At 71.8% G+C, this 26,745-nt stretch carries 21 protein-coding genes; 14 read left to right on the forward strand and 7 right to left on the reverse strand.

What is annotated here, in order from left to right; translation table 11 throughout:
* Positions 1-32 precede the first annotated feature (32 nt).
* Both ACFYW5_RS33950 and ACFYW5_RS33955 read right to left on the reverse strand, forming a co-directional pair.
* Positions 33-1,256: a cation:proton antiporter gene (locus tag ACFYW5_RS33950; RefSeq protein ID WP_389420986.1), complete on the reverse strand. Its 1,224-nt coding sequence runs from the start codon at positions 1,254-1,256 to the stop codon at positions 33-35.
* A gap of 4 nt (positions 1,257-1,260) precedes the next feature.
* The gene (locus ACFYW5_RS33955) at positions 1,261-1,746 is read right to left on the reverse strand and encodes a cation:proton antiporter regulatory subunit (RefSeq protein ID WP_389420987.1); all 486 of its coding nucleotides are present in this window, start codon (positions 1,744-1,746) and stop codon (positions 1,261-1,263) included.
* Positions 1,747-1,914: 168 nt separating this feature from the next.
* Here ACFYW5_RS33955 and ACFYW5_RS33960 point away from each other — a divergent pair, with 168 nt between their 5' ends.
* The 4 genes from ACFYW5_RS33960 to ACFYW5_RS33975 all read left to right on the forward strand — a co-directional run bounded on the left by ACFYW5_RS33960 (position 1,915) and on the right by ACFYW5_RS33975 (position 6,342).
* Complete coding sequence (locus ACFYW5_RS33960; protein WP_389420988.1) at positions 1,915-2,865, forward strand: sensor histidine kinase; 951 nt, start codon at positions 1,915-1,917, stop codon at positions 2,863-2,865.
* Positions 2,866-2,905: 40 nt separating this feature from the next.
* A complete protein-coding gene (locus ACFYW5_RS33965) occupies positions 2,906-3,553 on the forward strand; it encodes a response regulator (protein WP_389420989.1) in 648 nt (215 codons plus the stop codon).
* A gap of 47 nt (positions 3,554-3,600) precedes the next feature.
* Entirely contained in the window at positions 3,601-5,118 is a 1,518-nt protein-coding gene (miaB, locus tag ACFYW5_RS33970; protein WP_389420990.1) for a tRNA (N6-isopentenyl adenosine(37)-C2)-methylthiotransferase MiaB, read from the forward strand.
* A gap of 516 nt (positions 5,119-5,634) precedes the next feature.
* Complete coding sequence (locus ACFYW5_RS33975) at positions 5,635-6,342, forward strand: class III extradiol dioxygenase subunit B-like domain-containing protein (protein ID WP_389420991.1); 708 nt, start codon at positions 5,635-5,637, stop codon at positions 6,340-6,342.
* A 73-nt stretch (positions 6,343-6,415) separates the two neighbouring features.
* On the opposite strand, the gene ACFYW5_RS33980 is transcribed toward ACFYW5_RS33975, so the two are convergent.
* On the reverse strand, positions 6,416-6,790 hold the full coding sequence (locus ACFYW5_RS33980; RefSeq protein WP_389420992.1) for an antitoxin: 375 nt from the start codon (positions 6,788-6,790) through the stop codon (positions 6,416-6,418).
* Positions 6,791-6,814: 24 nt separating this feature from the next.
* A complete protein-coding gene (locus ACFYW5_RS33985; protein WP_389420993.1) occupies positions 6,815-7,096 on the reverse strand; it encodes a hypothetical protein in 282 nt (93 codons plus the stop codon).
* Positions 7,097-7,279: 183 nt separating this feature from the next.
* Between ACFYW5_RS33985 and miaA the strand changes: the two genes are divergently transcribed.
* The 6 genes from miaA to hflX all read left to right on the forward strand — a co-directional run bounded on the left by miaA (position 7,280) and on the right by hflX (position 15,377).
* Positions 7,280-8,218 (forward strand): tRNA (adenosine(37)-N6)-dimethylallyltransferase MiaA, encoded by a 939-nt coding sequence (miaA, locus tag ACFYW5_RS33990; protein WP_389420994.1) that lies wholly within the window; start codon positions 7,280-7,282, stop codon positions 8,216-8,218.
* Positions 8,219-8,326: 108 nt separating this feature from the next.
* Positions 8,327-8,830, forward strand: coding sequence for a hypothetical protein (locus tag ACFYW5_RS33995; protein ID WP_389421012.1), 504 nt, complete (start codon positions 8,327-8,329; stop codon positions 8,828-8,830).
* Between the two features lie 43 nt (positions 8,831-8,873).
* Entirely contained in the window at positions 8,874-9,743 is an 870-nt protein-coding gene (dapF, locus tag ACFYW5_RS34000; RefSeq protein ID WP_389420995.1) for a diaminopimelate epimerase, read from the forward strand.
* A 300-nt stretch (positions 9,744-10,043) separates the two neighbouring features.
* Positions 10,044-12,173 carry a RelA/SpoT family protein gene (locus ACFYW5_RS34005; protein WP_389420996.1) on the forward strand — a complete coding sequence of 710 codons (2,130 nt, stop codon included), beginning with the start codon at positions 10,044-10,046 and terminating at the stop codon, positions 12,171-12,173.
* A gap of 83 nt (positions 12,174-12,256) precedes the next feature.
* Positions 12,257-13,729 (forward strand): M1 family metallopeptidase, encoded by a 1,473-nt coding sequence (locus tag ACFYW5_RS34010; RefSeq protein WP_389420997.1) that lies wholly within the window; start codon positions 12,257-12,259, stop codon positions 13,727-13,729.
* Between the two features lie 154 nt (positions 13,730-13,883).
* Positions 13,884-15,377 carry a GTPase HflX gene (gene hflX / locus ACFYW5_RS34015; RefSeq protein WP_389420998.1) on the forward strand — a complete coding sequence of 498 codons (1,494 nt, stop codon included), beginning with the start codon at positions 13,884-13,886 and terminating at the stop codon, positions 15,375-15,377.
* 131 nt (positions 15,378-15,508) lie between these two features.
* Here hflX and ACFYW5_RS34020 read toward each other — a convergent pair whose 3' ends face one another.
* A complete protein-coding gene (locus tag ACFYW5_RS34020; protein WP_389420999.1) occupies positions 15,509-16,678 on the reverse strand; it encodes a trypsin-like serine peptidase in 1,170 nt (389 codons plus the stop codon).
* 136 nt (positions 16,679-16,814) lie between these two features.
* On the reverse strand, positions 16,815-18,035 hold the full coding sequence (locus ACFYW5_RS34025; RefSeq protein WP_389421000.1) for a trypsin-like serine peptidase: 1,221 nt from the start codon (positions 18,033-18,035) through the stop codon (positions 16,815-16,817).
* Between the two features lie 707 nt (positions 18,036-18,742).
* Between ACFYW5_RS34025 and ACFYW5_RS34030 the strand changes: the two genes are divergently transcribed.
* The 4 genes from ACFYW5_RS34030 to ACFYW5_RS34045 all read left to right on the forward strand — a co-directional run bounded on the left by ACFYW5_RS34030 (position 18,743) and on the right by ACFYW5_RS34045 (position 25,619).
* Entirely contained in the window at positions 18,743-20,236 is a 1,494-nt protein-coding gene (locus ACFYW5_RS34030; RefSeq protein ID WP_389421001.1) for a diaminobutyrate--2-oxoglutarate transaminase family protein, read from the forward strand.
* A 46-nt stretch (positions 20,237-20,282) separates the two neighbouring features.
* On the forward strand, positions 20,283-22,448 hold the full coding sequence (locus tag ACFYW5_RS34035; protein ID WP_389421002.1) for an IucA/IucC family protein: 2,166 nt from the start codon (positions 20,283-20,285) through the stop codon (positions 22,446-22,448).
* Between the two features lie 95 nt (positions 22,449-22,543).
* Complete coding sequence (locus tag ACFYW5_RS34040; RefSeq protein WP_389421003.1) at positions 22,544-23,374, forward strand: GNAT family N-acetyltransferase; 831 nt, start codon at positions 22,544-22,546, stop codon at positions 23,372-23,374.
* Positions 23,375-23,633: 259 nt separating this feature from the next.
* Positions 23,634-25,619 carry an ATP-dependent DNA helicase gene (locus ACFYW5_RS34045; protein WP_389421004.1) on the forward strand — a complete coding sequence of 662 codons (1,986 nt, stop codon included), beginning with the start codon at positions 23,634-23,636 and terminating at the stop codon, positions 25,617-25,619.
* 144 nt (positions 25,620-25,763) lie between these two features.
* On the opposite strand, the gene lexA is transcribed toward ACFYW5_RS34045, so the two are convergent.
* Positions 25,764-26,543: a transcriptional repressor LexA gene (gene lexA / locus ACFYW5_RS34050; protein ID WP_250079895.1), complete on the reverse strand. Its 780-nt coding sequence runs from the start codon at positions 26,541-26,543 to the stop codon at positions 25,764-25,766.
* Positions 26,544-26,745 lie beyond the last annotated feature (202 nt).

Consider the following 26,745-nt stretch of genomic DNA (forward strand, 5'->3'; position numbering starts at 1 on the left):
CCCTGACCAGGGGCGGCGCCGCGCGGCCGCCGCTATACGTCGGCCACCGGGGCCTCCGATTCCTCGTACCGCCGGGATTCCTGCCGCCTGCGCACCGCCGGTCCGCGGTCCGTCCACCACATCGCCACCGGCTCCGTGAACCGTGCCGTCAGCGGGCCGACGATCACCAGGATGAGGACGTAGGCCGTGGCCAGGGGCCCCAGCGACGGCTCGATACCCGCGCTCACCGCCAGCCCCGCGATGACGATGGAGAACTCGCCGCGGGCCACCAGGGCACCGCCCGCGCGCCAGCGGCCCTTGACGGAGATGCCCGCCCGGCGCGCCGCCCAGTACCCCGTGGCGATCTTCGTCGCCGCCGTCACCACCGCGAGCGCGAGGGCGGGCAGCAGGACCGGGGGGATGCTCGCCGGGTTGGTGTGGAGGCCGAAGAAGACGAAGAACACCGCGGCGAACAGGTCCCGCAACGGGCTGAGCAGGGTGTGCGCGCCCTCCGCCACCTCCCCGGACAGGGCGATGCCCACCAGGAAGGCGCCCACCGCCGCGGACACCTGGAGCTGCTGCGCGACGCCCGCGACCAGGATGGTCAGCCCCAGCACCACCAGCAGCAGCTTCTCCGGGTCGTCGCTGGAGACGTAACGGGAGATGACCCGGCCGTAGCGGACCGCGACGAACAGGACGAGTCCCGCCGCCCCCAGCGCGACGGCCAGCGTGACACTGCCCGCCAGCAGGCCCGCCCCGGCGACCAGGGCCGTGACGATGGGCAGGTACACCGCCATCGCCAGGTCCTCCAGGACCAGCACGCTGAGGATCACCGGTGTCTCGCGGTTGCCGATCCGGCCCAGGTCGCCCAGGACCTTCGCGATGACGCCCGAGGAGGAGATCCAGGTGACGCCCGCCAGCACCACGGCAGCCACCGGGCCCCAGCCGAGCAGGAGGGCCGCCAGCGCGCCCGGGACGGCGTTGAGCGCGCAGTCGACGAGGCCGGCGGGGTAGTGGGCCTTGAGGTTGGTGACGAGATCGCCGGCCGTGTACTCCAGGCCCAGCATCAGCAGCAGCAGGATGACGCCGATCTCCGCGCCCGCGGCGATGAACTCCTCGCTGGCCCCGAGCGGCAGCAGCCCGCCCTCGCCGAAGGCCAGCCCCGCGAGCAGGTACAGCGGGATCGGCGAGAGCCGGAAGCGGGCGGCGGCCCGGCCGAGCAGACCCAGACCGAGGATGATCGAACCGAACTCGATCAGCAGGATGCCGGAGTGCACCGGTTCACTCCCGCCCGAGTATCGACGCGGCGGCGTCCACACCCTCGCGGGTGCCGATGACGATCAGGGTGTCGCCGCCCACCAGCCGGAAGTCCGGCGCCGGGGACGGGATCGCCTCGGCCCGGCGCAGCACCGCCACCACGGAGGCGCCCGTCTCGGTGCGCATCCGGGTGTCGCCGAGCAGCCGGCCGTTCCAGCGCGAGGTCGCGGCCACCTCGATCCGCTCGGCGACCAGGCCCAGATCGGTGGTGTAGAGCAGGCTCGCGCTGTGGTGGGACGGCTTGAGGGCGTCGATCAGCGAGTCCGCCTCGGAGCCGGTCAGCCGCAGCGACTGCAGGCACGAGTCGGGATCGTCGGCCCGGTACACGTTCACCGTGCGGCCGCCGTCGCGGTGTGCCACCACGGACAGATGGCGGTGTTCCCGTGTCACGAGGTCGTACTGGACCCCGATGCCGGGCAGCGGCGTCCGCTTCAGGCGTGGAGCTGACACGTTTGTTCCCCTTGCCGTTCGTGATCGTTTCGATGGCTCGGTCGGCATGCTGCCAGGCCCCCGTACGGTGGCGATATGGGTGTCGTCACGGATATACGCGATCGGACTCGAGCATCGAGGCTGGTGACGGCCATGCCCCGGAGAGCCGGAAGGAGCCGGAACGCGCCCGTGTCCCTGTTCTGGCGGATCTTCTCGCTCAACGCCGCGGGCCTGGTGGTGGCCGCGGCCCTGCTGCTCGGTCCGGTCAGCGTCTCGACACCCGTGCTGCCGGCCGAGGCCCTGGTCGTCGTCGCGGGCCTCGCGCTGCTGCTGGTCGCCAACGCCCTGGTGCTGCGTCTCGGCCTCGCCCCGCTGCACCGGCTCGGCCGCGCCATGGCCGCCGCCGACCTGCTGCGGCCCGGGGCCCGCGCGGTGGTCGCGGGACCGGCCGAGGCGGCCGAGCTGATCACGACGTACAACACGATGCTCGACCGGTTGCAGAGCGAGCGGGCCGCCGGGGCCGCCCGCGCGCTGTCCGCGCAGGAGCGGGAGCGCCACCGGATCGCGCGGGAGCTGCACGACGAGGTCGGCCAGACCCTGACCGCCGTGCTGCTCCAGCTCAAGCGGGTCGCCGACCGGGTGCCCGCGGAACTGCGCGAGGACGTCGGCCAGGCGCAGGAGGCGACCCGGGCCGGCCTCGACGAGATCCGGCGCATCGCCCGCCGGCTGCGCCCCGGCGTCCTGGAGGAACTCGGCCTGGTCAGCGCCCTGCGTTCGCTCGCCGCCGAGTTCACCACGCACGGCCTGACCGTCCGCCACCACGTGCCCGCCGAGGCGCCCCCGCTCACCGAGGAGTCCGAACTCGTGCTCTACCGGGTCGCCCAGGAGGGCCTGACCAACACCGCCCGCCACGCCGGCGCCGACCGCGCGGAGATCACGCTCCACGCCCTCTCCTACGGCGTCGAACTCGTCGTACGCGACAACGGCAAGGGCGTCGGGGATTGCCCCGAGGGCGCCGGAATCCGCGGGATGCGGGAGCGGGCGCTGCTGGTGGGGGCGGAGCTGGCCGTGGGGCCGGGACCGGACGGCGGTACCGAGATACGGCTGCGGGTGCCGGCCGGGGCCGCGGGAGGCCGCTGATGCCGATCCGGGTGCCGGCCAGGGCTGCGGGAGGCCGCTGATGCCGATCCGGGTGCTCCTGGCCGACGACCACACCCTCGTGCGCCGGGGCGTGCGGCTCATCCTGGACGGCGAACCGGACCTGGAGGTCGTCGCCGAGGCCGCCGACGGTGCCGAGGCGGTCGCGCTGGCCCGGTCCCGCGAGGTCGATCTCGCGGTGCTGGACATCGCCATGCCCCGCATGACCGGCCTGCAGGCGGCCAGGGAACTCTCCCGGCGACTGCCGGACCTGCGGATCCTGATCCTCACCATGTACGACAACGAGCAGTACTTCTTCGAGGCGCTGAAGGCGGGCGCGGGCGGGTACGTCCTCAAGTCCGTTGCCGACCGCGATCTCGTCGAGGCCTGCCGGGCGGCCGTACGCGACGAACCGTTCATCTACCCCGGGGCCGAACGCGCCCTGGTGCGCTCGTACCTGGAGCGGCTGCACGGCGGTGACCGGCTGCCGGAACGGCCCGTGACCGAGCGCGAGGAGGAGATCCTCAAGCTGGTCGCCGAGGGGCACACCTCCAAGGAGATCGGCGAGCTGCTCTTCATCAGCGCGAAGACCGTCGAGCGGCACCGGGCCAACCTGCTGCAGAAGCTGGGCGTGCGGGACCGCCTGGAGCTGACGCGGTACGCGATCCGGGCCGGGCTGATCGAGCCCTGAGGCGGCGGCCGGGAAGGGCGCTCCCGGCGCGCCCTTACCCTTGTGCCATGAGCAGCATCGACCGGAGCCACGCCGTGGACGTCAAGCGAACGTATGAGGTGCGCACCTACGGGTGCCAGATGAACGTCCACGACTCCGAGCGATTGTCCGGACTGCTCGAGGAGGCCGGTTACGTCCGCGCCCCCGAGGATGCCGACGGTGATGCCGACGTCGTCGTCTTCAACACCTGCGCCGTCCGTGAGAACGCCGACAACCGGCTCTACGGCAACCTCGGACGCCTCGCGCCGAGGAAGGCCTCGCGGCCCGGGATGCAGATCGCGGTCGGCGGCTGCCTGGCGCAGAAGGACCGCGACACCATCGTGAAGAAGGCGCCCTGGGTGGACGTCGTCTTCGGCACGCACAACATCGGCAAGCTGCCCGTCCTGCTGGAGCGCGCCCGCGTGCAGGAGGAGGCACAGGTCGAGATCGCCGAGTCGCTGGAGGCGTTCCCGTCGACCCTGCCGACCCGGCGCGAGAGCGCCTACGCGGCCTGGGTGTCGATCTCGGTCGGCTGCAACAACACCTGCACCTTCTGCATCGTCCCGGCCCTGCGCGGCAAGGAGAAGGACCGCCGCCCCGGCGACGTCCTCGCCGAGGTCGAGGTGCTGGTCGCCGAGGGCGTCTCCGAGATCACGCTGCTCGGGCAGAACGTCAACGCCTACGGCAGCGACATCGGCGACCGCGAGGCGTTCAGCAAGCTGCTGCGGGCCTGCGGGAAGATCGAGGGCCTGGAGCGGGTCCGGTTCACCTCCCCGCACCCCCGCGACTTCACGGACGACGTGATCGCGGCGATGGCGGAGACCCCGAACGTGATGCCGCAGCTGCACATGCCGCTCCAGTCCGGTTCGGACACCGTCCTGAAGGCGATGCGCCGCTCGTACCGGCAGGACCGTTACCTCGGGATCATCGAGAACGTGCGGGCCGCGATCCCGCACGCCGCGATCACCACCGACATCATCGTGGGCTTCCCCGGCGAGACCGAGGAGGACTTCGAGCAGACGATGCACGTGGTCCGCGAGGCCCGCTTCGCCCAGGCGTTCACCTTCCAGTACTCCAAGCGCCCCGGCACCCCGGCCGCGACCATGGAGAACCAGATCCCCAAGGAGGTCGTCCAGGCGCGCTACGAGCGTCTCGTCGCCCTTCAGGAGGAGATCTCCTGGGAGGAGAACAAGAAGCAGGTCGGCCGCACGCTGGAGCTGATGGTCGCGGAGGGCGAGGGCCGCAAGGACGGCGCCACCCACCGCCTCTCCGGCCGCGCCGCCGACAACCGCCTGGTCCACTTCACCAAGCCGGACCAGGAGGTCCGCCCCGGTGACGTGGTCACGGTCGATATCACCTACGCCGCCCCCCACCACCTCCTGGCCGAGGGCGACGTCCTCTCCGTGCGCCGCACGCGCGCGGGCGACGCCTGGCAGAAGCGCACCGCCGCGGCGGCGGCCGAGCCGGCGGGCGTGATGCTGGGCCTGCCGACGATCGGCGCCCCGGAGCCACTGCCGGCGACCACCGGAGGCTGCGCCCTCGGCTGACGGCTGGAGTGGGGCGGACCTCGGCTGCGCCTGCGGGGGCGGGGTGGGCGTCGGTTGTCGGCTGCGGTGGGGCGGGTCCGGTTGTCGGCTGGGGTAGCGGGTAGCGCTGGCCTCGACTGATGAGCGGGGTTCGCGCGGGCCTGTGCTGCGCCTGCGGTGGGGTGGGCCCGGTTGTCGGCTGGGGTAGGGCTGGCCTGGACTGATGAGCGGGGTTCGCGCGGGCCTGTGCTGCGCCTGCGGTGGGGTGGGCCCGGTTGTCGGCTGGGGTAGCGCGTACCTCGACTGATGAGCGGGATTCGCGCGGGCCTGTACTGCGCTGCGGTGGGGCGGGCCTCCGCTGACGGTTGGGGTAGCGCGTGCCTCCACTGATGACCGTGGTGGCGCAGTCCTCGGCTGACGCCCGGGGTTCGCGCGGGCCTCGACTGCGCCTGCAGTGGCCCGGGGCCTCGACTGACGCCCGGGGTTCGCGCGGGCCTCGGCTGACGTCCGCGGTCGGGCGGGGTTACGCTGCCGATCATGCTTGTCGCCGCCGCCGTCTGTCCCTGTCCGCCCCTGCTCGTGCCCGAGGTCGCCTCGGCGGCGGCGCCCGAGCTGGACGCCGCGCGTGCCGCGTGCGCGGACGCGCTCGGGGTGCTGGCCGCCGCGCGGCCCGACCGGCTGCTGGTCGTCGGGCCCGCCGAGGCGGAGGGGCGCGGGACGTTCCCGGCGGGGTCGCGGGGCTCCTTCCGGGGCTTCGGCGTGGAAGTCGACGTACAGCTGGGAACGGCGGCCGGGTCCGGGCGTGAGCTGCCGGCGTCGCTGGCGGTGGCGGCGTGGCTGCTGGAGCGGGTCGGATGGGCCGATGCCCCGGTCGAGGGACTGGGGGTGGGGGAACCTCTGGCCGCCGAGCGGTGTATCGAAGTGGGAAGGGAGATCGCCGCGGGCCCGGACCGGGTGGCGATGCTGGTGATGGGCGACGCCAGCGCCTGTCGCACGCTCAAGGCACCCGGCTACCTCGACGAGCGCGCGGAACCCTTCGACGCCGCCGTCGCGCGGGCGCTGGGCGCGGCGGACCTGGGCGCGCTCAGGGGGCTGGACGCCGAGCTGGCGTCCGAGCTCAAGGCGTCCGGCCGGGCGCCCTGGCAAGTTCTCGCGGGCGCCGCGGAGGGTGCCGGGCTGTCCGGGGCGCTGCTGTACGAGAGCGCGCCGTACGGCGTGGGGTATCTCGTCGCGACCTGGTCGTAGCGCCTGCACGACGGCGGACGGCCGGGAGCGGGTCTGCTCCGCGGCCGTCCGTCGTTGTGCCGTGTCGCCTTGATCAGGTGGTCGGAGGCGGCGTGCCGGGCGGGGTGCTCGGCGGCGTGTGCGGCGGGGGGTTCGGCGGGGAGTACGGCGATGTGGCGCCGCCGCCCGTGCCAGTGCCTGTGCCGGTGCCCGAGCCAGTGGCTGTGCCAGTGGCCGTGCCCATGCCCGTGCCGTCCTCGTCCTTGTGCGCGAGTCGGTCCACGGCGCCCTTGGCCTTGCCCGAGCCCTTCTGGATCTTGTCGCTGTACTTGCCCTTGGTCTTCTCGTCGACGACCTTGGCAGCCTTGTCCAGGCCGTGCTGGACCTTGTCGCCGTGCTGCTGGGCGAGGTCGGTCACCTTGCCCTTGGCAGGTCCGAGCTTGGCCTTCAAATTGTCCAGGAGACCCATCGTTCGCCTTCCCACGCGGGATCGTCAGCTGCGGGCGCCCTCGCCGGCCTCTCGCTCGGCCGCCTCGTCGGCGGACTGCTGCTTGGGGATCTCGACGCCGTCCGCGGACTCGGACCCGACGGCCGCCGTCGTCTCCTGCGGAGCCCGGGCCTCGGTCCCGGCCGGCTCCTTCGCCCCGGTGGCCTCTTCCGGCTGAGCCGCCTCTTCCGCCTCGGTCCCGGCCGCACTGGTGTCGGCCCCTGCCTCGGCGGCCGACGCCTCCTGCGACGTCTTCGACCTCCGAAGAAGCCGTGCCAAAACGCCCATATCAACTCCATACGTTACTCGTGCGGGCGAAATCCCGCGTCGTCCGGTGCGTCCGTTTGCGTCGCCCGGATCGCCGCATCTCGGGGACCGGCGGCGCGAACCACGCATCTGGCAACGACGCCGGATCCGCCCCGTCACGTAACTCGTTCGAGGCCACCCCGTGAGGTTTGCGAGACTGGGTCGGTGAGCAGCACACCTCCCGCCCCCCGCGTCATCGCCGTCGTCGGCCCCACTGCGGCCGGAAAGTCCGATCTGGGCGTCTTCCTCGCCCAGCGGCTCGGCGGCGAGGTCGTCAACGCCGACTCCATGCAGCTGTACCGAGGGATGGACATCGGCACCGCCAAGCTGACGCCCGAGGAGCGGTCCGGCGTCCCGCACCACCTGCTGGACATCTGGGACGTCACCGTCACCGCCTCGGTCGCCGAGTACCAGCGGCTCGCCCGGGAGCGGATCGACGCGCTGCTCGCCGAAGGGCGCTGGCCGATCCTGGTCGGCGGCTCCGGCCTGTACGTCCGTGGCGCCGTCGACAACCTGGAGTTCCCCGGCACCGACCCCGAGGTCCGGGCGCGCCTGGAGGAGGAGCTGACGCTGCGCGGTGCGGGCGCGCTGCACGCCCGCCTGGCGGCCGCCGACCCGGACGCCGCGCACGCGATCCTGCCCAGCAACGGCCGCCGTATCGTCCGCGCCCTCGAGGTGATCGAGATCACCGGCCAGCCCTTCACCGCCAACCTCCCGGGCCACGACTCGGTCTACGACACGGTGCAGATCGGCGTCGACGTCGCCCGGCCCGAACTCGACGAGCGCATCGCCCGCCGGGTCGACCGGATGTGGGACGCGGGACTCGTCGAGGAGGTGCGCGCACTGGAGGCGCAAGGGTTGCGCGAGGGGCGTACGGCCTCGCGCGCGCTCGGCTACCAGCAGGTCCTCGCGGCGCTCGCCGGTGAGTGCACCCTGGACGAGGCCCGCGCCGAGACCGTACGAGCCACCAAACGCTTCGCGCGCCGCCAGGATTCATGGTTCAGGCGCGACCCCCGGGTGCACTGGCTGAGTGGGGCTGCGGCGGATCTCACAGAACTTCCGCACCTCGCACTGGCGTTGGTCGAACGACCGGTTACAGCCTGATCACGTCCTGGCATCGGGACGCTCCGGCCGTCATCGCGGCCTCCGGCGCCGTGCCATCATCGAGCTTCGATCGACCAAGTGGAGTCCGAGTTGGGAGGGCGCGTGGCGATGGAGGCCGGCCCTCGCGACACCGCACAAGGCACCGAACCCGTCACCAGTGACCGGGGCGAACCGGAGCAGGACGGCGACCGTCTGAGCCCGGACGGCCCCGACGACACAGAGGGCGGCGTGACCGCCGACGGCCCCGAGCCGGAGGAGATGTTCACCGGCGGCCCCGAGGTCGAGGTCGAGCTGCGCCCGCAGCGCCGACTGCGCATCTGGCAGCTCGCCCCCATCGTGTCGCTGGCCGCGGTCGGCTCCCTGATGTTCGCCTTCCCGCTCGCCTTCGACTTCGGCGACAGCGGCGCGGTGATCGCCATGCTGGGCCTGCTGATCTGCTCGTGCGCCGCGGGCTGGGGCATGATGGCGGCCCGCCGCGTGGGGTACACCTGGCCCGGCCTGCCGCAGCGCGGCTCCGGCAGGCGCCCGGACTGGCGGGTGGTGCTGGCGTACGTGCTCGTCGTGGCCGTGGTCGTGGTACTGGCCGTGTGGCGCGTGGCAAGACTGCGCTGACCGGGTTTCGGGCACTGTCGGTGGCGCCCCGTACGATCGAGGCATGAGCACGCGGATCGCCTTCCTCAAGGGTCACGGCACCGAGAACGACTTCGTGATCGTCCCGGACCCCGAGAACGCCATCGACCTGCCCCCCTCGGCCGTCGCCGCCCTGTGCGACCGGCGCGCGGGCATCGGCGGTGACGGCCTGCTGCACGTCGTGCGGTCCGCCGCCCACCCCGAGGCGAAGGACATGGCGGCCGAGGCCGAGTGGTTCATGGACTACCGCAACGGCGACGGCTCCATCGCCGAGATGTGCGGCAACGGCGTCCGCGTCTTCGCCCGCTACCTCCAGCGCGCCGGACACGTCACCGAGGGAGACCTCGCGATCGCCACGCGCGGGGGCGTCAAGCGCGTGCGCCTCGCCCAGGACGGGGACGTCACGGTCGGCATGGGCAAGGCGCTCCTGCCCGAGGGCGACGTCACGGTGAGCGTCGGCGAGCGCAGCTGGCCCGCGTGGAACGTGAACATGGGCAACCCGCACGCCGTGGCCTTCGTGGAGGATCTCGCGCACGCCGGCGACCTGCGCTCCGCGCCGCCGTTCCGCCCCGCGTCGGCCTACCCGGACGGGGTGAACGTCGAGTTCGTCGTGGACCGCGGCCACCGGCACGTCGCCCTGCGCGTGCACGAGCGCGGCGCCGGTGAGACCCGCTCGTGCGGCACGGGCGCGTGCGCGGTCGCCGTGGCCGCGGCCCGCCGGGACGGCGCCGACCCCGCCGTCACCGGTACCCCGGCGACGTACACCGTCGATGTGCCCGGCGGCACCCTGGTGATCACCGAGCGGCCCGACGGCGAGATCGAGATGACCGGACCCGCGGTGATCGTCGCCGAGGGCACCATCGACGCCGGCTGGCTGGAGACGCTCGCCCGTTGAGCCGGGCAACGACTTGATGTCGGTGTGCCGGGCATCCGGTCGGCGCGGGCGCTCCTTCCCGGTCGCCCGGTCGAGGATCGAAACCCCGGTCGGCCGCAGGTCGCGGGGTTCGAAACCGTAAACCTGCGAACCTTCGCTCGAATGGGTGATCCGTTTCACGCTCGGCGAGAGGCGGTCAGCCGGGCGTGATGGGCTCGGTAGCATCAAGCACCGGCCCGGACGGGGGACCGTTGCACAGTCCCGTGAGCCGTGTCCGCCATGGGGCACCCCGTCCGCCGGTCCACGCAGCCGGAGGTGCCCATGAGTGCGGAGGCCACGAACCCCGCGACGCCAGGCCCGGTGACCGCCGGGCCCACCGCGCGCTGGCGGGCACGGATCGACCTGCGGCGCCTGGGCCGGGCCGCACTGCTCGGTCCGGCCGCCCGGGACCGGCTGCCCGACGCCATCGGCCATGTCGCCGAGGCGCACCGCGCCCACCACCCCGACGCCGACCTCGAACCCCTGCGCCGCGCCTATGTGCTGGCCGAGTCCTCGCACCGGGGCCAGATGCGCAAGAGCGGCGAGCCGTACATCACGCACCCCCTCGCCGTGACCCTGATCCTCGCCGAACTCGGCGCCGAGACCACCGCGTTGACCGCCTCCCTGCTCCACGACACCGTCGAGGACACCGAGGTGACGCTCGATCAGGTCGGCGAGCAGTTCGGCGCGGAGGTGCGCTTCCTCGTCGACGGCGTGACCAAACTGGAGAAGGTCGACTACGGCGCCGCCGCCGAGCCGGAGACCTTCCGCAAGATGCTCGTCGCCACCGGCAACGACGTCCGCGTGATGTCGATCAAACTCGCCGACCGGCTGCACAACATGCGCACCCTCGGCGTGATGCGCCCCGAGAAACAGGCCCGGATCGCCAAGGTGACCCGGGACGTCCTCATCCCGCTCGCCGAACGGCTCGGCGTCCAGGCGCTCAAGACCGAGCTGGAGGACCTGGTCTTCGCGATCCTGCATCCCGAGGAGTACGAGCACACCCGGGAGTTGATCGTCGACAACGCCTCCCGTACGGACGATCCGCTCGCCGAGGTCGCCGACGAGATGCGCACGGTCCTGCGGGACGCCGACATCCAGGCCGAAGTCCTCATCCGGCCGCGGCACTTCGTCTCCGTGCACCGGGTGGCCCGCAAACGCGGCCGGCTGCGCGGCGCCGACTTCGGACGGCTGCTGGTGCTGGTCGGCGAGGACGCGGACTGTTACGGCGTCCTGGGCGAGCTGCACACCTGTATGACGCCGGTGGTCTCGGAGTTCAAGGACTTCATCGCCGTACCGAAGTTCAACCTCTACCAGTCCCTGCACACGGCGGTGGCCCGCGAGGACGGCCAGGTCGTCGAGGTCCTCATCCGCACCCACCAGATGCACAAGGTGGCGGAGGCCGGTGTGATCGCCCTCGGCAACCCCTACGCGCCCTCCTCCGACGAGCCCGTCGACGGCGAGCGCGCGGACCCGACCCGGCCCGGCTGGCTCTCCCGCCTCCTCGACTGGCAGGAGGCGGCCCCCGACCCCGACACCTTCTGGTCCACCCTCCGCGAGGATCTCGCCCAGGACCGCGAGATCACCGTGTTCCGCCCCGACGGCGGCACGCTCGGCCTGCCCGAGGGCGCGACCTGCGTGGACGCCGCCTACGCGCAGTACGGCGAGGACGCGCACGCCTGCATCGGCGCCCGGGTGAACGGCCGGCTGGCGACCCTGAGCACGGTGCTCAGGGACGGCGACACCGTCCAGCTCCTCATGGGACAGGACCCCGCCTCCGAGCCCTCCAGGGAGTGGCTGGAGCACGCCCACACCCCCGCGGCCCGCATCGCCATCCAGCGCTGGCTGGCCGCCCATCCCTCGCACGAGGACCAGGCCAGCCGCGCCGACGCCGACGCGACGGCCCCCCGCCCCACCACGGAGGCCCTGTCCACGGAGGGGTCGCCGACCGCCCGGCCGGCGGCGAACGTCGTGGCCGACCAGCCGGACGCGACGGTCCGCCTGGCCGGCTGCTGCACTCCGGTGCCGCCGGACGGGATCACGGGGTTCGCGGTCCGCGGGGGAACGGTGACCGTGCACCGGGTCGAATGCGCGGCGGTGGCCCGCATGAAGAGCACGGGCCGCGCGGAGATCGGGGTGCGCTGGGGCGACACGACGGAGGTCCGGGTGACGCTGGTAGCCGAATCGTTCGTCCGCCCCCATCTCCTGGCCGACCTGACCGAAGCGATGGCCCAGGAGGGCGCGGAGATCGTCTCGGCCACCGTCGAACCCCCCACCCAGCAACGGGTCCGCCACACCTACACGGTCCAGCTCCCGGACGCCGGACATCTCCCGGCGCTGATGCGGGCGATGCGGAATGTGGGCGGGGTCTATGACGTGAGCCGGACGCAGACCCAGCCGGGGATGTCCTAGGGCGCCGCTGAACCCCAACCCGTTCGGGTGGGCCGATCGCGCGTCGCCGCCGTCCCGCACGCCCCCGCTGGTAGCCGTGGTCCATGCCGCACACCCCCCGCAAGGCCACCGCCCTTCTCGCCTCGGCCGTCACCGTCTGCATCCTCGCCGCCGCCGCCCCCGCCGAGCCCCTCGGCATCGGCGACCGCCTCTTCCCCCACCTCGGCAACCCCGGCTACGACGTGGCGTCGTACGACCTCTCCTTCACCTATCCCGGCAGCAACAGCAAACCGCTCCCGTCGGTCACCACCATCGACGCCTGGACGACGACCCCCCTGGACCGCGTCAACCTGGACTTCGCCCACGGCGACGTGGAGTCCGTGGAGCTGGACGGCGAACCGGCCGCCTTCAGCACCGCGGGCGAGGACCTCGTGGTCACCCCCGACGAACCCCTGCCCGCCGGCAGCTGGATGCGGATCACCGTGCGGCACACCAGCGACCCCAGGCCGGCCGAGAACCGGGACGGAGGCTGGCTGCGCACCGCCGACGGCCTGGCGATGGCCAACCAGGCCGACGCCGCCCACCTGGTGTTCCCCGGCAACGACCACCCCTCCGACAAGGCCATGTTCACCATCAGGGTGACCGCCCCGAACGGCTACACGGCGGTCGCCAACGGCCTGCCCACCGACATCGACCGCTCACACGCGGCGACGACCTGGACGTACCGCACCCAGCACCCCATGGCCACCGAGCTCGCCCAGGTCTCCATCGGCCGCTCCACCGTCCTGCGCCGCACCGGCCCGCACGGCCTGCCCGTCCGTGACGTGGTCCCCACCAAGCACCGCGAGCAGCTGGAACCGTGGCTGCGGAAGACGCCCGACCAGATCTCCTGGATGGAGGAGAAGGTCGGCCGCTACCCCTTCGAGACGTACGGCGTGCTCATCGCGGACGTGGACACCGGCTTCGAACTGGAGACACAGACCCTCTCCCTGTTCGAGAAGGCCCTATTCACCGACCGCGGCTTCCCCGCCTGGTACGTGGATTCGATCATGGTCCATGAGCTGGCCCACCAGTGGTTCGGCAACAGCGTCAGCCCTCGCACCTGGTCCGACCTGTGGCTCAACGAAGGGCATGCCACCTGGTACGAGGCCCTGTACGCGGAGGAGAAGGCCGGCCGCCCCCTGGCGGCGCGGATGAAGGCCGCGTACGGCGCCTCCGACCGCTGGCGCGCCGCCGGCGGCCCCCCGGCCGCGCCCAAGGTCCCCAAGGCCGGCCAGAAGATCGGCATCTTCCGCCCGAACGTCTACGACGGCGCGGCGCTCGTCCTGTACGCCCTGCGCCAGGAGATCGGCCACCCGGCCTTCGAGCGCCTGGAACGCGCCTGGGTCACCCGGCACCGGGACGGCGTCGCCACCACAGACGACTTCGTCGCGCTCGCGTCCGAGATGACCGGACGTGACCTCAGCGGCTTCCTCCAGCCCTGGCTGTACGGCGAGACGACCCCGCCCATGCCCGGCCACCCGGACTGGAAGCCGGTCGCACCCGCGAAAGCACCCGCCGCTTCCCCTGTGCGATAAGCCGATGACGAGACGCCTCGTCCCGTGCGAACATCTTCAGGTCGGCGCGGGCACGAGGCCGGGGCCGCAGGCGGTTCCACGGGAATCTCCCGGGGCACTCGTACGTTGTGCACTATGACTGCCGTACACGAATCCTCAACGACGTAAGGATCCAATGACCTCCTCTTCTTCCCCTTCCCAGGACTCGCAGCGCCTCGCGCACACCTACCCCGACGGTCTTCGGGCCGATGCCCTGATGGAAGAGGACGTCGCCTGGAGCCACGAGATCGACGGAGAGCGGGACGGCGACCAGTTCGACCGCTCCGAGCGCGCGGCTCTGCGCCGCGTCGCGGGCCTCTCCACCGAGCTCGAGGACGTCACCGAGGTCGAGTACCGCCAGCTCAGGCTCGAGCGGGTCGTGCTCGTCGGTGTCTGGACCACGGGGACGGTACAGGACTCGGAGAACTCCCTCGCCGAGCTCGCCGCCCTCGCGGAGACCGCGGGCGCGCTCGTGCTCGACGGCGTGATCCAGCGCCGCGACAAGCCGGACGCGGCCACCTTCATCGGCTCCGGCAAGGCTCTCGAACTGCGCGACATCGTCGTCGAGACCGGCGCGGACACCGTCATCTGCGACGGTGAGCTCGGCCCGGGCCAGCTCATCGCCCTCGAAGACGTCGTCAAGGTCAAGGTCATCGACCGTACGGCCCTGATCCTCGACATCTTCGCCCAGCACGCCAAGTCCCGGGAGGGAAAGGCGCAGGTCGCGCTAGCGCAGATGCAGTACATGCTGCCGAGGCTGCGCGGCTGGGGCCAGTCGCTGTCCCGTCAGATGGGCGGCGGCAAGGGCGGCGGCCTCGCCACCCGTGGTCCCGGTGAGACCAAGATCGAGACGGACCGGCGCCGGATCCGCGAGAAGATGGCGAAGATGCGCCGGGAGATCGCGGACATGAAGACCGGCCGCGAGATCAAGCGCCAGGAGCGCAAGCGCCACAAGGTGCCCTCCGTCGCCATCGCGGGCTACACCAACGCCGGTAAGTCCTCCCTGCTCAACCGCCTCACGGGCGCGGGCGTCCTGGTCGAGAACGCCCTGTTCGCGACCCTGGACCCGACCGTCCGCCGGGCCGAGACCCCGAGCGGCCGGCTCTACACGCTGGCCGACACCGTCGGCTTCGTCCGACACCTGCCGCACCACCTGGTCGAGGCGTTCCGCTCCACCATGGAGGAGGTCGGCGAGTCCGATCTGATCCTCCACGTGGTCGACGGTTCGCACCCGAACCCGGAGGAGCAGCTGGCCGCGGTGCGCGAGGTGATCAGGGACGTCGGCGCCACCGAGGTACCCGAGATCGTCGTGATCAACAAGGCCGACGCGGCCGACCCGCTGACCCTTCAGCGGCTGATGCGGATCGAGAAGCGTTCCATCGCGGTCTCGGCCCGTACCGGCCGGGGCATCCCCGAGCTGCTCGCGCTGATCGACAACGAGCTGCCGCGGCCGTCGGTCGAGATCGAGGCCCTGGTGCCGTACACCCTCGGCAAGCTCGTCGCCCGCGCGCACGACGAGGGCGACGTGATCTCCGCGGAGCACACCCCGGAGGGCACCCTGCTCAAGGCGCGGGTGCACGAGGAACTGGCGGCCGAGCTGGCGCCGTACGTGCCTGCTCCCGCCGCGTAAGCGGTAAGCGGTAAGCGCGAGGAAGGCCCGCCTCCCAGAGAGGCGGGCCTTCCTCATGCCGGAGTCTCGGGGAGGCGGGCCTTGGTCATGCCGGTGTCCCGGAGAGGCGGGCCTTGGTCATGTCGGCGTCGTCACTGGCCGCCGTAGGTCTTGCTCATGTCCTGGTACAGCGCCTCCGCGCTCTTGCCAAGCTGCGGGCCGGCCAGCCAGGTGTTGTCCTCGGGGCCGATCGACGTGTTCGACACCAGCTTGGTCTCACCGTCCACCACCCGGAACCAGCCGCCACCGGAGGAGCCCCCGGTCATCGTGCAGCCGATCCGGTACATCGTCGGCAGCGTCGGGTTCAGCGAGAACCGGCCCGGCCGGTCGAGGCACTTGAACATCTGCTGACCGTTGTACGGCGGCGCCGCCGGGTAGCCCCAGGCGCCCATCGTGCCCGACTCGGTCGCGGACGGGGCCGAGAAGTCCACGTCCAGCGCCGCGCCGACGGTCTCCTCGAGCGACTTGGAGCCCTGCTCCGGCTTCACATGCAGCACCGAGTAGTCGTACGCCGCACCCGCACCGCCGGTGGCCGAGCCGCCCTGGATCCACTCGTCGGACGTGGCGGCCCAGTCGGCCCACCAGTTGCCGTAGGGGGCGATCTCGGTGGCGTTCGCGCCGGCCAGCTGCGCCTCGGACTTGCCGAGGTCGTTGTAGGCCGGGACGAAGACGATGTTGCGGTACCAGCCGCCCGCACCGCCCGCGTGCACACAGTGGCCGGCCGTCCACACCAGGTTGGACTTGCCCGGGTGGTTGACGTCCTTGATCACCGTGCCGGAACAGACGGCGGGACCGTCGGGGGAGTCGAAGAAGACCTTCCCGACCGGAGCGGCGTTCTCGTGGTACGGCGTCTTCTCGGCCGTCGCCTCCACGGGCTCCGGCTCCGGGTCGCTGATGCCCTGGTCGGCGGAGGCGTCCTTCGTCGAGACGGTCTTGTCGGCCTCCTGCGCGGACCGCATCCGGTCCGGCTTCCACAGGCCCTCGATCACCGGGTTGACGAAGTCCTTGGCCTCACTGAGCCACTTGTCCTTGTCCCAGTCCCGCCAGCCGCCGTCGGCCCAGGCATCGACGTCGATGCCGTGTTCCTTCAGCCTGTCGGCGATGCCCTGACCGATCTCGGCCTTGCCCTGGTCGGCGGCGGCCTGAGAGGTGCTCGGCTTGTCACTCGCCTTGTCGTCGCCGGAACCGCTGCACGCGGTGGCGGTCAGCGCCACGGCCGCGAGAAGCGCGGTGGCGGCGAGGCGGGTACGTGTGGAACGCATGCTGCGGTGACCCCCGTAATACTGCTCTGACTGATTCGCACGTGCCCCTGGCACGCGACACCCCACTATGCCCGGGGAGTTGAGGGCGAACGGCGGTGAGACCGTGAAAGTTTCCCGGGCTCACCGCTGCCGGTGCTCACTGACCGGCGAACTTCCCGCTGACCTCGTCAAACACGCCCTTGGCCTCCGCACCGAGCCGCGGCCCGGCCAGCCAGCCCGACTCCACCGGCCCGATGGAGGTGTTGGAGACGAGCGCGGGCTTGCCGTCGGAGCCCGTCGCGACCCAGCCACCGCCCGATGAACCACCGGTCATCGTGCAGCCGATGCGGTACATCGTGGGATCGGCCTTGGTCAGCGACAGCCGCCCCGGCTGGTCCTGGCACTGGAACAGCTTCTGCCCGTCGAACGGCGGCGCCGCCGGGTACCCGGTCGCGGTGATGCTGTCCACCTCCTGCACGGCCGGCGCGTCGAAGTCCACGGGAAGCGCCGAACCGACCATCTCCTCCAGCGACTTGCCGCCGCTGCCCTCCTCCGGCGTCACATGGATGACGGCGAAGTCGTAACTGGCGCCGTCACCGCCGGTGGCACCACCCTGCTCGATCCACTGGTCCGAGGTCTGCACCCAGTCACCCCACCAGACGCCGTACGGAGCGACCTCCTCCCGGGAGGCACTCTCCAACTCCACCGTCTCCATGGCGTCGTTGTTGTACGACGGCACGAACGCGATGTTCCGGTACCAGCCGCCGTCCTTGCCGGCGTGCACACAGTGGCCCGCCGTCCACACCAGGTTGGACTTACCGGGGTTGGCCGGGTCCGCCACGACCGTCGCCGAACACACCATGGTGCCCTCGGGGGAGTCGAAGAACACCTTGCCTGCCGTCGGCACGCTGTCGTGGTACGCCGCCTGCACGGCCTGCGCCTCCACCGGAGCGGGCGTCGGGTCGGTCACACCCGCGTCACCGGAGATGTCACCGGCGTCGACGTCCTTGTCCGGCTCCTCGGCCTCACGCATCCGGTCCGGGTCCCACAGGTCCTCGATGATCGGGTTGACGAAGTCCTCGGCCTCGCGCAGCCAGTCGTCCTTGTCCCAGTTCTTCCAGGCGCCGTCCTTCCACTTGTCGATGTCGATCCCGTGCTCCTTGAGCCGGTCCTTGATGTCATCAGGGATCGAGATCTTGTCGTCACCGGTGGCGGAGGTCGCGGAGGCCTCGCCACCGGCTTCGGTGTCGCCCGAGTCACAGGCGGTGGCGGTGAGCGCGAGGGCCGCGGCGAGGGCGACGGCAGCGGGCAGGGGGGACGTCCTGCGCCGCGCGCCCCTTCCTCGGCGAACGGTGAACGACGGCCGTATGGATCGCATGGTCTGACTCCCCCTGGGACGAACGAACTTGGCAGCACTGCCGCACTCCCGCGCCGCTCGACGCGGCGACCGGGAACGGCAACACACACTATGCGCTCGCTGTGGGGGACTTCCCACGGAACGGCAACGGTTCCGTCACGGCAAGGATCTTGAGGCAACCCGTAACCGGGTGAGCGGTGCGGGGTTGGTAGCGGTGGGGGTTCTGCTGCCTGTACGCGGCCCTCTGTGCCCAATTCCCCGGAGCTTCGAGTGAAGCCTCGCGGGGGTGCGTATGTCGGGACGGGCGAGGACCGAGGTGACCTGCTCGCCCCTGAACGGCGGGAGGACGGCGAACGGTGGCTGTGACCGGGCCTGGTGGTGGGGGGGTGTGGCGGGGGGATGGGGCGCGGGGGTCTGTGACTCGGGTGCCTGTGACTCGGGTGCCTGTGATGGGGGTGAGCGAGGCCGAGGCATGTGGGCCGGGAGCGGTTGGGCCGGGCTGTGCGTCGGGTGAGGGTGAGCTGGGAGTGCGTGGCTTGGGTGGGCGTGAGCGGGGCGTGCGTGAGCTGGGAGTGCGTGGCTTGGGTGGGCGTGAGCAGGGCGTGCGTGAGCCGGGAGTGCATGGCTCGGGTGGGCTTGAGCAGGGCGTGCGTGAGTCGGGTGCACCTGACGTGGGTGGGCGTGGCGAGCGTGAGCCCCGAGTGCGCGCGTTGGGTGGGCGGAGGCTCGTGGGGCGCGGGGCCCCGGAGGAGCGCTCCTCCTGGCAGGAAGGGATCCTGCGGAGGCAGGCGGCGCGCGAGTCGGCGGCACGCACCTACGCGCGGGCCCTGCCCATCGTGCCGGTACGGGCGCGCGGGATGACGATCGAGGGCGCGGACGGACGCCGGTACCTGGACTGCCTCTCCGGGGCCGGGACCCTGGCCCTGGGCCACAACCACCCGGTCGTCCTGGAGGCCATCCGCAAGGTCCTGGACTCCGGTGCCCCCCTGCACGCTCTTGACCTGGCGACCCCCGTCAAGGACGCCTTCACCACCGAACTGTTCCGTACATTGCCTCCGGGGCTCGCCGAGCACGCCCGCGTGCAGTTCTGCGGCCCCGCCGGAACCGACGCCGTCGAGACCGCCTTCGAGCTGGTCCACACCGCCACCGGCCGCACCGGAATGCTCGCCTTCACCGGCGCCTACCACGGCATGACCGCCGGTGCCCTCGAAGCGTCCGGCAACGCCCTCGACGTACGCGTCGCCCGCCTGCCCTATCCGCAGGACTACCGCTGCCCCTTCGGCGTCGGCGGCGAACGCGGTGCCGAACTCGCCGCCCGCTGGACCGAGTCCCTCCTCGACGACCCCAAGTCGGGCGTACCGCACCCCGCCGGGATGATCCTCGAACCCGTGCAGGGCGACGGCGGAGTGATCCCCGCCCCCGACACCTGGCTGCGCCGCATGCGTCAACTCACCGCCGACCGGTCCATCCCGCTGATCGCCGACGAGATCCAGACGGGAGTCGGACGCACCGGCGCCTTCTGGGCCGTGGAACACAGTGGCGTCACACCCGACGTGATGGTCCTCTCCAAGGCCATCGGCGGCAGCCTCCCCCTGGCCGTCGTGGTCTACCACGAAGATCTCGACGTCTGGGCGCCCGGCACCCACGCCGACACCTTCCGCGGCAACCAACTTGCCATGGCCGCGGGCACCGCCACCCTCGCTCACGTCCGTGAGAACGGCCTCTCCGAGCGCGCCCATCACCTCGGCTCCCGCATGCTCGCCGAACTCCGCGGACAGGTCACCGAATTCGCCTGCGTCGGCGACGTCCGGGGGAGGGGCTTGATGATCGGCGTGGAAGTGGTGGACCCGACGGAGGGGCCGACACACGGCTGGGCGGAGGGGGCGACGGAGGGGCTGACACAGGGGTGGGCGGAGGGGGCGACAGAGCAATCGCCGGAAGGGCTGACGCCGAAGCAGCCCCTTGAGCCGAGTCAGGATCCGCTGCGGCCGGACGCCGCTCGTGCCCCTCGTCCACCGGCTCCGGAACTCGCCGCCGCCGTCCAGCGGGAGTGCCTGAGGCGAGGTCTGATCGTCGAACTCGGCGGACGCCACAACAGCGTCGTACGGCTCCTTCCACCGCTCACGATCAGCGATGAGCAGGCGGCCGCGGTACTGGACCGCCTCACCGACGCCCTGCACACGGTCGCCCGCGACCACGCCGAAAGCCGGCCACCGCACTGACGGCTTCCCCTCCACCAGAACCACCTCCCCAGGAACAGAGCAGAAGTTGAACACCACGCGCTCATCCGACGAGCACACCCCGAGGGACGCGGCAGGCCTCACCGACGCCGAGCCGCCCACGCCGACGGCCGCGACCGTCCCCCGGCAACAGGGAGCCAGCCCCGAGCTGAGCGAACCGGGGACCGCCGACTCGCTGCGAGGAAGGACTGCCGCACCCTCGCCGGAGCGCACTCCGGCGCAGCGTGGTGGACCCAACGCCGCACCCTCACGCCGCCCAGCCGCCGACCTTCTGGAGCACCCCGACCCGTACACCGCGGCCCAGGCCGCCGCCGTGGAGAACCTGCTCCGCTGCTGGGTGAGGGAGGTGGGCCTCCCCGCCCCCACCGACGGGTTCCTGCGCATCCCGCTGCCCGCCAGCGGCACAGCCCTCCTCGCACGGGTCCACTTCTGGTCCCCTACGGGTTGGCACCGCTTCGGCCTCCCACGCATGGCGGGCGCACCCGACCAGGCCCCGACTGCCGACGCGGTCACGGTCGCGGCACTGCTCGCCCGGGAAGCTCCGGAGGGCGCCGGCCCAGGGGCCGCTCCATCGGCCGACGGGGGAGTTGGCCCAGCAAGCCCCCCACGGGCCGACGAGGCTCCGGCACCGCGCGCCGCTCAGGCACCGCCGGCCGCTTCAGCACCGCCCGCTTCAGCACCAGGTGACACCCCGGCGATTCCCGGCGTCAGCGCCAGCGCCGACGCCACCCACAGCACCGACCTCGCCGCTCGCGTCGCCGACTCGGTCCGGCGTACCGCCCTGTTCATCAGCGACCGCCGGGGCCGGCCCGCCGACGGCCCGGACCTCTTCCTCAGCGCCGAGCAGGCCCTCGTCCTGGGGCACCCGCTGCACCCCACCCCGAAGGGCCGCGAAGGCCTCTCCGACTCCGAAGCCCGGCTGTACTCACCCGAACTGCGCGGCTCCTTTCCCCTCCACTGGATCGCCGTAGCTCCCTCCCTGCTCGCCACCGACTCGGCCTGGACCGAACGCGGACGCCCTGTCGCCGCACCCCAGCTCACCGCCAGACTCGCCGGCCCTGGCCTGCCCCTGCCCGACACCTACGCGGCCCTGCCCCTACACCCCTGGCAACTGCGCGAGGCCAGCCACCGCCCCGAGGTCGCGGCCCTGTTCGACGCCGGCCTGCTCCGGGACCTCGGTCCTCATGGAGTCCCGTGGCACCCCACCTCCTCCGTACGGACCGTCCACCGGTCCGGGGCCCCCGCCATGCTCAAGCTCTCGCTGGGCCTGTGCATCACCAACTCCCGTCGCGAGAACCTCCGTAAAGAACTGCACCGCGGTGTCGAGGTCCACCGCTTGCTGCGGGCCGGCCTGGCCGGGCAGTGGCAGACCACGCACCCGGGTTTCGACATCGTCCGTGACCCCGCCTGGGTCGCCGTCGACGGACCGCAGGGTGATCCCGTGCCGGGTCTCGACGTGATGATCAGGCACAACCCCTTCCACCCCGCCGCCGATGTCTCCTGCATCGCCGGACTCGTCTCGCCCCGCCCTTACGCCGAGCCGGGCGCTCCGCGCGACGGCCACCGGCCCGCCTGGCGGTCCCGCCTCGCCGAGGTCGTCACCCGCCTCGCCGCCCGAACCGGCCGCCCCCGTGGCGCCGTGTCCACCGAGTGGTTCCTGCGCTACCTCGAACACGTCGTCCGCCCCGTGCTCTGGCTGGACGCGAACGCGGGCATCGCCTTGGAGGCGCACCAGCAGAACACCCTGCTCCTGCTGGACTCGGATGGTTGGCCCAGCGGCGGCCGCTACCGCGACAACCAGGGCTACTACTTCCGCGAGTCCCGTCGCGCGGAACTCGACGCCCGGCTCCCCGGCATCGGCCGGCACAGCGACACGTTCGTCTCCGACGAGGTGACCGACGAGCGCTTCGCCTACTACCTCGCCATCAACAACGTGTTCGGCCTCATCGGAGCCTTCGGCTCCCAGGGCCTCGCCGATGAACGGCTGCTGCTCGCCGCCTTCCGCCGCTTCCTCGGCGACGTGGCCTCCGGGCCCGCCCGACTGCGCACCTCGCTCCCGGCCCACCTGCTCGACTCACCCACCCTGCGCTGCAAGGCCAACCTCCTGACCCGGCTGCACGGCCTGGACGAGCTCGTCGGCCCGGTCGACACACAGTCCGTCTACGTCACCATCGCCAACCCCCTCCATTCCTGAGTGCGCCGTCGAACCACCTGAACCGCACCTCCGCACCACCTCACTCCCTCCAGCAAGGACCATGACCCACCCCGTCTTCTGAGAGGAGCGTCGCCGTGCCTCCCAACGACGCGAGCACCGACGCCGGAATCGACCCCGCCGCCTTGGTCGGCACCGACACGGCCCCCGGCGCCTGCCCCGGCGACGGGGACAGTGAGGACACGCTGGACCTGCGCCTGCCCGCCGAACTCCTCGCGCTGTTCGCGGCAACGGAGGAGGCCCAGGGCGATGTCGTCGGTGACGGGGGTGAGGGGGCAGCGCCGCCCGCCTGGTCCGCCTCCGTCATGACTGCCCAGCACCGAGCCACGGCCGGCGACGACCTCCTGGACCGCGTCGTCGACTGGGGGCCGATCACCACGACCGCGGGCGTGCTCCAACTCGTCCCCGTGCGCGTCGAGCAGGACCTTCCACTCATCGGCCGCTGGATGAACGACCCCGCCGTCGCCGCCTTCTGGGAGCTGGCCGGGCCCCAGAGCGTGACCGAGGAACATCTGCGGTCCCAGCTGGCCGGGGACGGGCGCAGTGTGCCGTGCGTGGGCGTACTGGACGGCACACCCATGAGTTACTGGGAGATCTACCGGGCGGACCTCGACCCGGTGGCCCGGCACTATCCCGCCCGTCCTCACGACACCGGGATTCATCTCCTCATCGGTGATGTGGCGGACCGCGGCCGTGGTCTCGCGACCACATGTCTCCGAGCCGTCGCCGATCGTGCCCTCGAGCGGCGGCCCGCCTGTGCACGCGTCATCGCGGAACCCGACATCCGTAACACTCCTTCCGTCGCTGCTTTCCTCAGCGCCGGTTTCCGGTTCTCGGCCGAGGTCGAGCTGCCCGGCAAGCGAGCCGCCCTCATGGTCCGGGACCGGGCCTTGCGCAATCTGCTGTAACGCCAAGCTGCGGTGTCGTCACTTTTGGTACACCGCTCGAGCGGCCGGGGTTCCCACTCGAAGCGGAGCAATTCGCACCGGTCACCGGGTCTGCCCTTCGCATCACCCATCGGACCCACGCTGCATACCTTCCGACCCCTCGCACACCTCCCGCCCCCCCCCGCATATCTCCCACCCGAGGACCCCAGGTCTTGATCCAGCCCCCCTCCACCTCCGTGATCACCCGTTTGTCAGTGCCGGGCCGTAGGGTGGTCGCGCTATGACGAAGCCCTCACTCCCCGAACTCCTGCATGCTGCCGTCACTGCCGTCGGCGGTACGGAGCGCCCCGGCCAGGTGACCATGGCCGAATCCGTCGCGGAGGCGATCGACGAAGGTTCCCACCTGCTGGTCCAGGCCGGCACCGGCACCGGAAAGTCGCTCGGCTATCTCGTGCCCGCGCTCGCACACGGGGAGCGCGTCGTGGTCGCGACGGCCACCCTGGCCCTGCAGCGCCAGCTCGTGGAGCGGGATCTGCCCCGCACGGTCGACGCCCTGCACCCGCTGCTGCGCCGCCGTCCCGAGTTCGCGATGCTCAAGGGCAGGTCGAACTACCTGTGTCTGCACCGCCTCCACGAGGGCGTCCCCCAGGACGAGGAGGAAGGCCTCTTCGACCAGTTCGAGGCGGCCGCGCCCACCAGCAAGCTCGGCCAGGACCTGCTCCGCCTGCGGGAGTGGTCCGACGAGACCGAGACGGGCGACCGCGACAACCTCACCCCCGGCGTCTCGGACCGCGCCTGGGCGCAGGTCTCCGTATCGTCCCGTGAGTGCCTGGGTGCCACGAAGTGCGCCTACGGAGCGGAGTGCTTCGCCGAGATGGCCCGTGAGCGGGCCAAGCTCGCCGAGGTCGTTGTCACGAACCACGCCCTGCTCGCGATCGACGCCATCGAGGGCGCCCCGGTCCTTCCCCAGCACGAGGTGCTGATCGTCGACGAGGCCCATGAGCTGGTCTCCCGGGTCACCGGCGTCGCCACCGGCGAGCTCTCCCCGGGTCAGGTCAACCGCGCCGTGCGCCGCGCCGCGAAGCTGGTCAACGAGAAGGCCGCCGACCAGCTCCAGACCGCCGCGGAGGGCTTCGAGCGGGTGATGGAGCTGGCGCTGCCGGGCCGTCTGGAGGAAGTCCCGGAAGATCTGGGTTACGCGCTCATGGCTCTGCGCGACGCCTGTCGCACGGTGATCTCGGCGATCGGCGCGACCCGAGACAAGTCGGTCCAGGACGAGGACGCGGTCCGCAAGCAGGCGCTGGCCTCGGTGGAGTCGGTGCACGACGTGGCGGAGCGGATCACCAACGGCTCCGAGTGGGACGTCGTCTGGTACGAGCGCCACGACCGCTTCGGTGCGTCCCTGCGGGTGGCGCCCATGTCGGTCTCGGGCCTGCTGCGCGAGAAGCTCTTCGCGGACCGCTCGGTGGTGCTGACCTCGGCGACCCTGAAGCTGGGCGGTGACTTCAACGGCGTCGGCGCCTCCCTGGGCCTCGCCCCGGAGGGCACCGAAGGCGAGGACTTCCCGCAGTGGAAGGGCGTCGATGTCGGCTCGCCCTTCGACTATCCCAGGCAGGGAATCCTGTATGTCGCCAAGCACCTGTCGCGCCCCGCGCGGGACGGCGACCGGGCGGACATGCTGGACGAGCTGACGGAGCTGATCCAGGCGGCCGGCGGCCGGACGCTCGGCCTCTTCTCCTCGATGCGGGCCGCCCAGCTCGCCGCCGAGGAACTGCGCTCCCGGATTCCCGAGTTCCCGATCCTCCTCCAGGGCGAGGAGACGCTCGGCGAGCTGATCAAGAACTTCGCCGCCGACCCGAAGACCTGCCTGTTCGGCACGCTCTCGCTCTGGCAGGGCGTCGACGTCCCGGGCCCCAGCTGTCAGCTCGTCGTCATGGACAAGATTCCCTTCCCGCGCCCCGACGATCCGCTGATGAGCGCCCGCCAGAAGGCGGTCGAGGACGCGGGCGGCAACGGTTTCATGGCGGTGGCCGCCACCCATGCGGCACTGCTGATGGCCCAGGGCGCCGGTCGTCTCGTACGGGCGTCGGGGGACCGCGGTGTGGTCGCCGTACTGGATCAGCGGCTGGCCACGGCGCGCTACGGAAGCTATCTGAAGGCGTCGCTGCCCGACTTCTGGTACACCACGGACCGTAACCAGGTCCGTAGGTCGCTGGCCGCGATCGACGCGGCGGCGCAAGCTCAGGCGCAGGCCGAAGACGAGTGAGGTGTGGTTGGCCTGCCCGCAGCCGGGACAGGCAGACCACCGCTGCGTAACCGAGCGTCGACCGGGGCCAGAAAGAGCAGGGCCCCGGAACCGGCGCAGGGGTCCCGGGGCCCGGTCAGATCGGCGAGATCTGCCGCGCGGTGCTCACACGCGCCGCAGCACCGCCACGACCTTGCCGAGAATGGTCGCGTCGTCGCCGGGGATCGGCTCGTACGCGGAGTTGTGCGGGAGGAGCCAGACGTGGCCGTCCTCGCGCTTGAAGCGCTTGACGGTGGCCTCGCCGTCGAGCATCGCGGCCACGATGTCGCCGTTCTCGGCGACGGGCTGACGGCGGACCGTGACCCAGTCGCCGTCGCAGATCGCGGCCTCGATCATCGAGTCACCGACGACCTTCAGGACGAACAGCTCGCCGTCGCCGACCAGCTGCCGCGGGAGAGGGAAGACGTCCTCGACGGATTCCTCCGCGAGGATCGGACCGCCGGCGGCGATCCGGCCGACCAGCGGGACGTACGACGCGGCGGGCTTGCCGGCGGTGTCCGTCGGCTGCACCGAGGCTGCCTGGTCGGAGCCGCGCACCTCGTACGCGCGCGGGCGGTGCGGATCGCGCCGGAGGAAGCCCTTGCGCTCCAGTGCCATCAGCTGGTGTGCGACCGAGGAGGTGCTCGACAGGCCGACGGCCTGGCCGATCTCGCGCATCGACGGCGGGTAGCCGCGCCGCTGCACCGAGTCCCTGATCACCTCGATGACCCGGCGCTGCCGGTCGGTCAGCCCTGAGCTGTCCGCCCGGATGCCTGGAGGTCGGCCCGGCAGGGAGCGCTTGTGCCCCTCGGGATTCGCGGCTTCGTTCATCGCATGCACCGGCTCGAGTCGGCCCTGGGAGCGGTCCTGGGCAGTGATGGTGGCACTGTCTGCGGTGGTGGTCACGTCGGCCCCTCTCGATGGTCTCCCTGCTGGACAACGGTAGTTGCTTTCGAAAGGTTGCGCCAAACACACGTTCGAGTGAAAAATCGCGATTCACCTGACGTGATCATGTGTCTGGGTGTATGGCTAACGCGGTGCCTGGCGGACAAAAGGGGTCATTGCTGTACCCTTCACCGCCGAGGTGACGACCTCGTGGGTTGTTGCC

The organism is Streptomyces sp. NPDC002779, from assembly GCF_042888685.1.
Classification (GTDB): domain Bacteria; phylum Actinomycetota; class Actinomycetes; order Streptomycetales; family Streptomycetaceae; genus Streptomyces.

Excerpts from the sequence above, each read along its gene's own strand:
- ACFYW5_RS33965 (WP_389420989.1), top strand. The coding sequence starts at position 2,906 with ATGCCGATCCGGGTGCTCCTGGCCGACGACCACACCCTCGTGCGCCGG.
- miaB (WP_389420990.1), top strand. The coding sequence starts at position 3,601 with ATGAGCAGCATCGACCGGAGCCACGCCGTGGACGTCAAGCGAACGTAT.
- ACFYW5_RS33975 (WP_389420991.1), top strand. The coding sequence starts at position 5,635 with ATGCTTGTCGCCGCCGCCGTCTGTCCCTGTCCGCCCCTGCTCGTGCCC.
- ACFYW5_RS33980 (WP_389420992.1), bottom strand. The coding sequence starts at position 6,790 with ATGGGTCTCCTGGACAATTTGAAGGCCAAGCTCGGACCTGCCAAGGGC.
- ACFYW5_RS33985 (WP_389420993.1), bottom strand. The coding sequence starts at position 7,096 with ATGGGCGTTTTGGCACGGCTTCTTCGGAGGTCGAAGACGTCGCAGGAG.
- ACFYW5_RS33995 (WP_389421012.1), top strand. The coding sequence starts at position 8,327 with ATGGAGGCCGGCCCTCGCGACACCGCACAAGGCACCGAACCCGTCACC.
- dapF (WP_389420995.1), top strand. The coding sequence starts at position 8,874 with ATGAGCACGCGGATCGCCTTCCTCAAGGGTCACGGCACCGAGAACGAC.
- ACFYW5_RS34005 (WP_389420996.1), top strand. The coding sequence starts at position 10,044 with ATGAGTGCGGAGGCCACGAACCCCGCGACGCCAGGCCCGGTGACCGCC.
- ACFYW5_RS34010 (WP_389420997.1), top strand. The coding sequence starts at position 12,257 with ATGCCGCACACCCCCCGCAAGGCCACCGCCCTTCTCGCCTCGGCCGTC.
- hflX (WP_389420998.1), top strand. The coding sequence starts at position 13,884 with ATGACCTCCTCTTCTTCCCCTTCCCAGGACTCGCAGCGCCTCGCGCAC.
- ACFYW5_RS34020 (WP_389420999.1), bottom strand. The coding sequence starts at position 16,678 with ATGCGTTCCACACGTACCCGCCTCGCCGCCACCGCGCTTCTCGCGGCC.
- ACFYW5_RS34025 (WP_389421000.1), bottom strand. The coding sequence starts at position 18,035 with ATGCGATCCATACGGCCGTCGTTCACCGTTCGCCGAGGAAGGGGCGCG.
- ACFYW5_RS34045 (WP_389421004.1), top strand. The coding sequence starts at position 23,634 with ATGACGAAGCCCTCACTCCCCGAACTCCTGCATGCTGCCGTCACTGCC.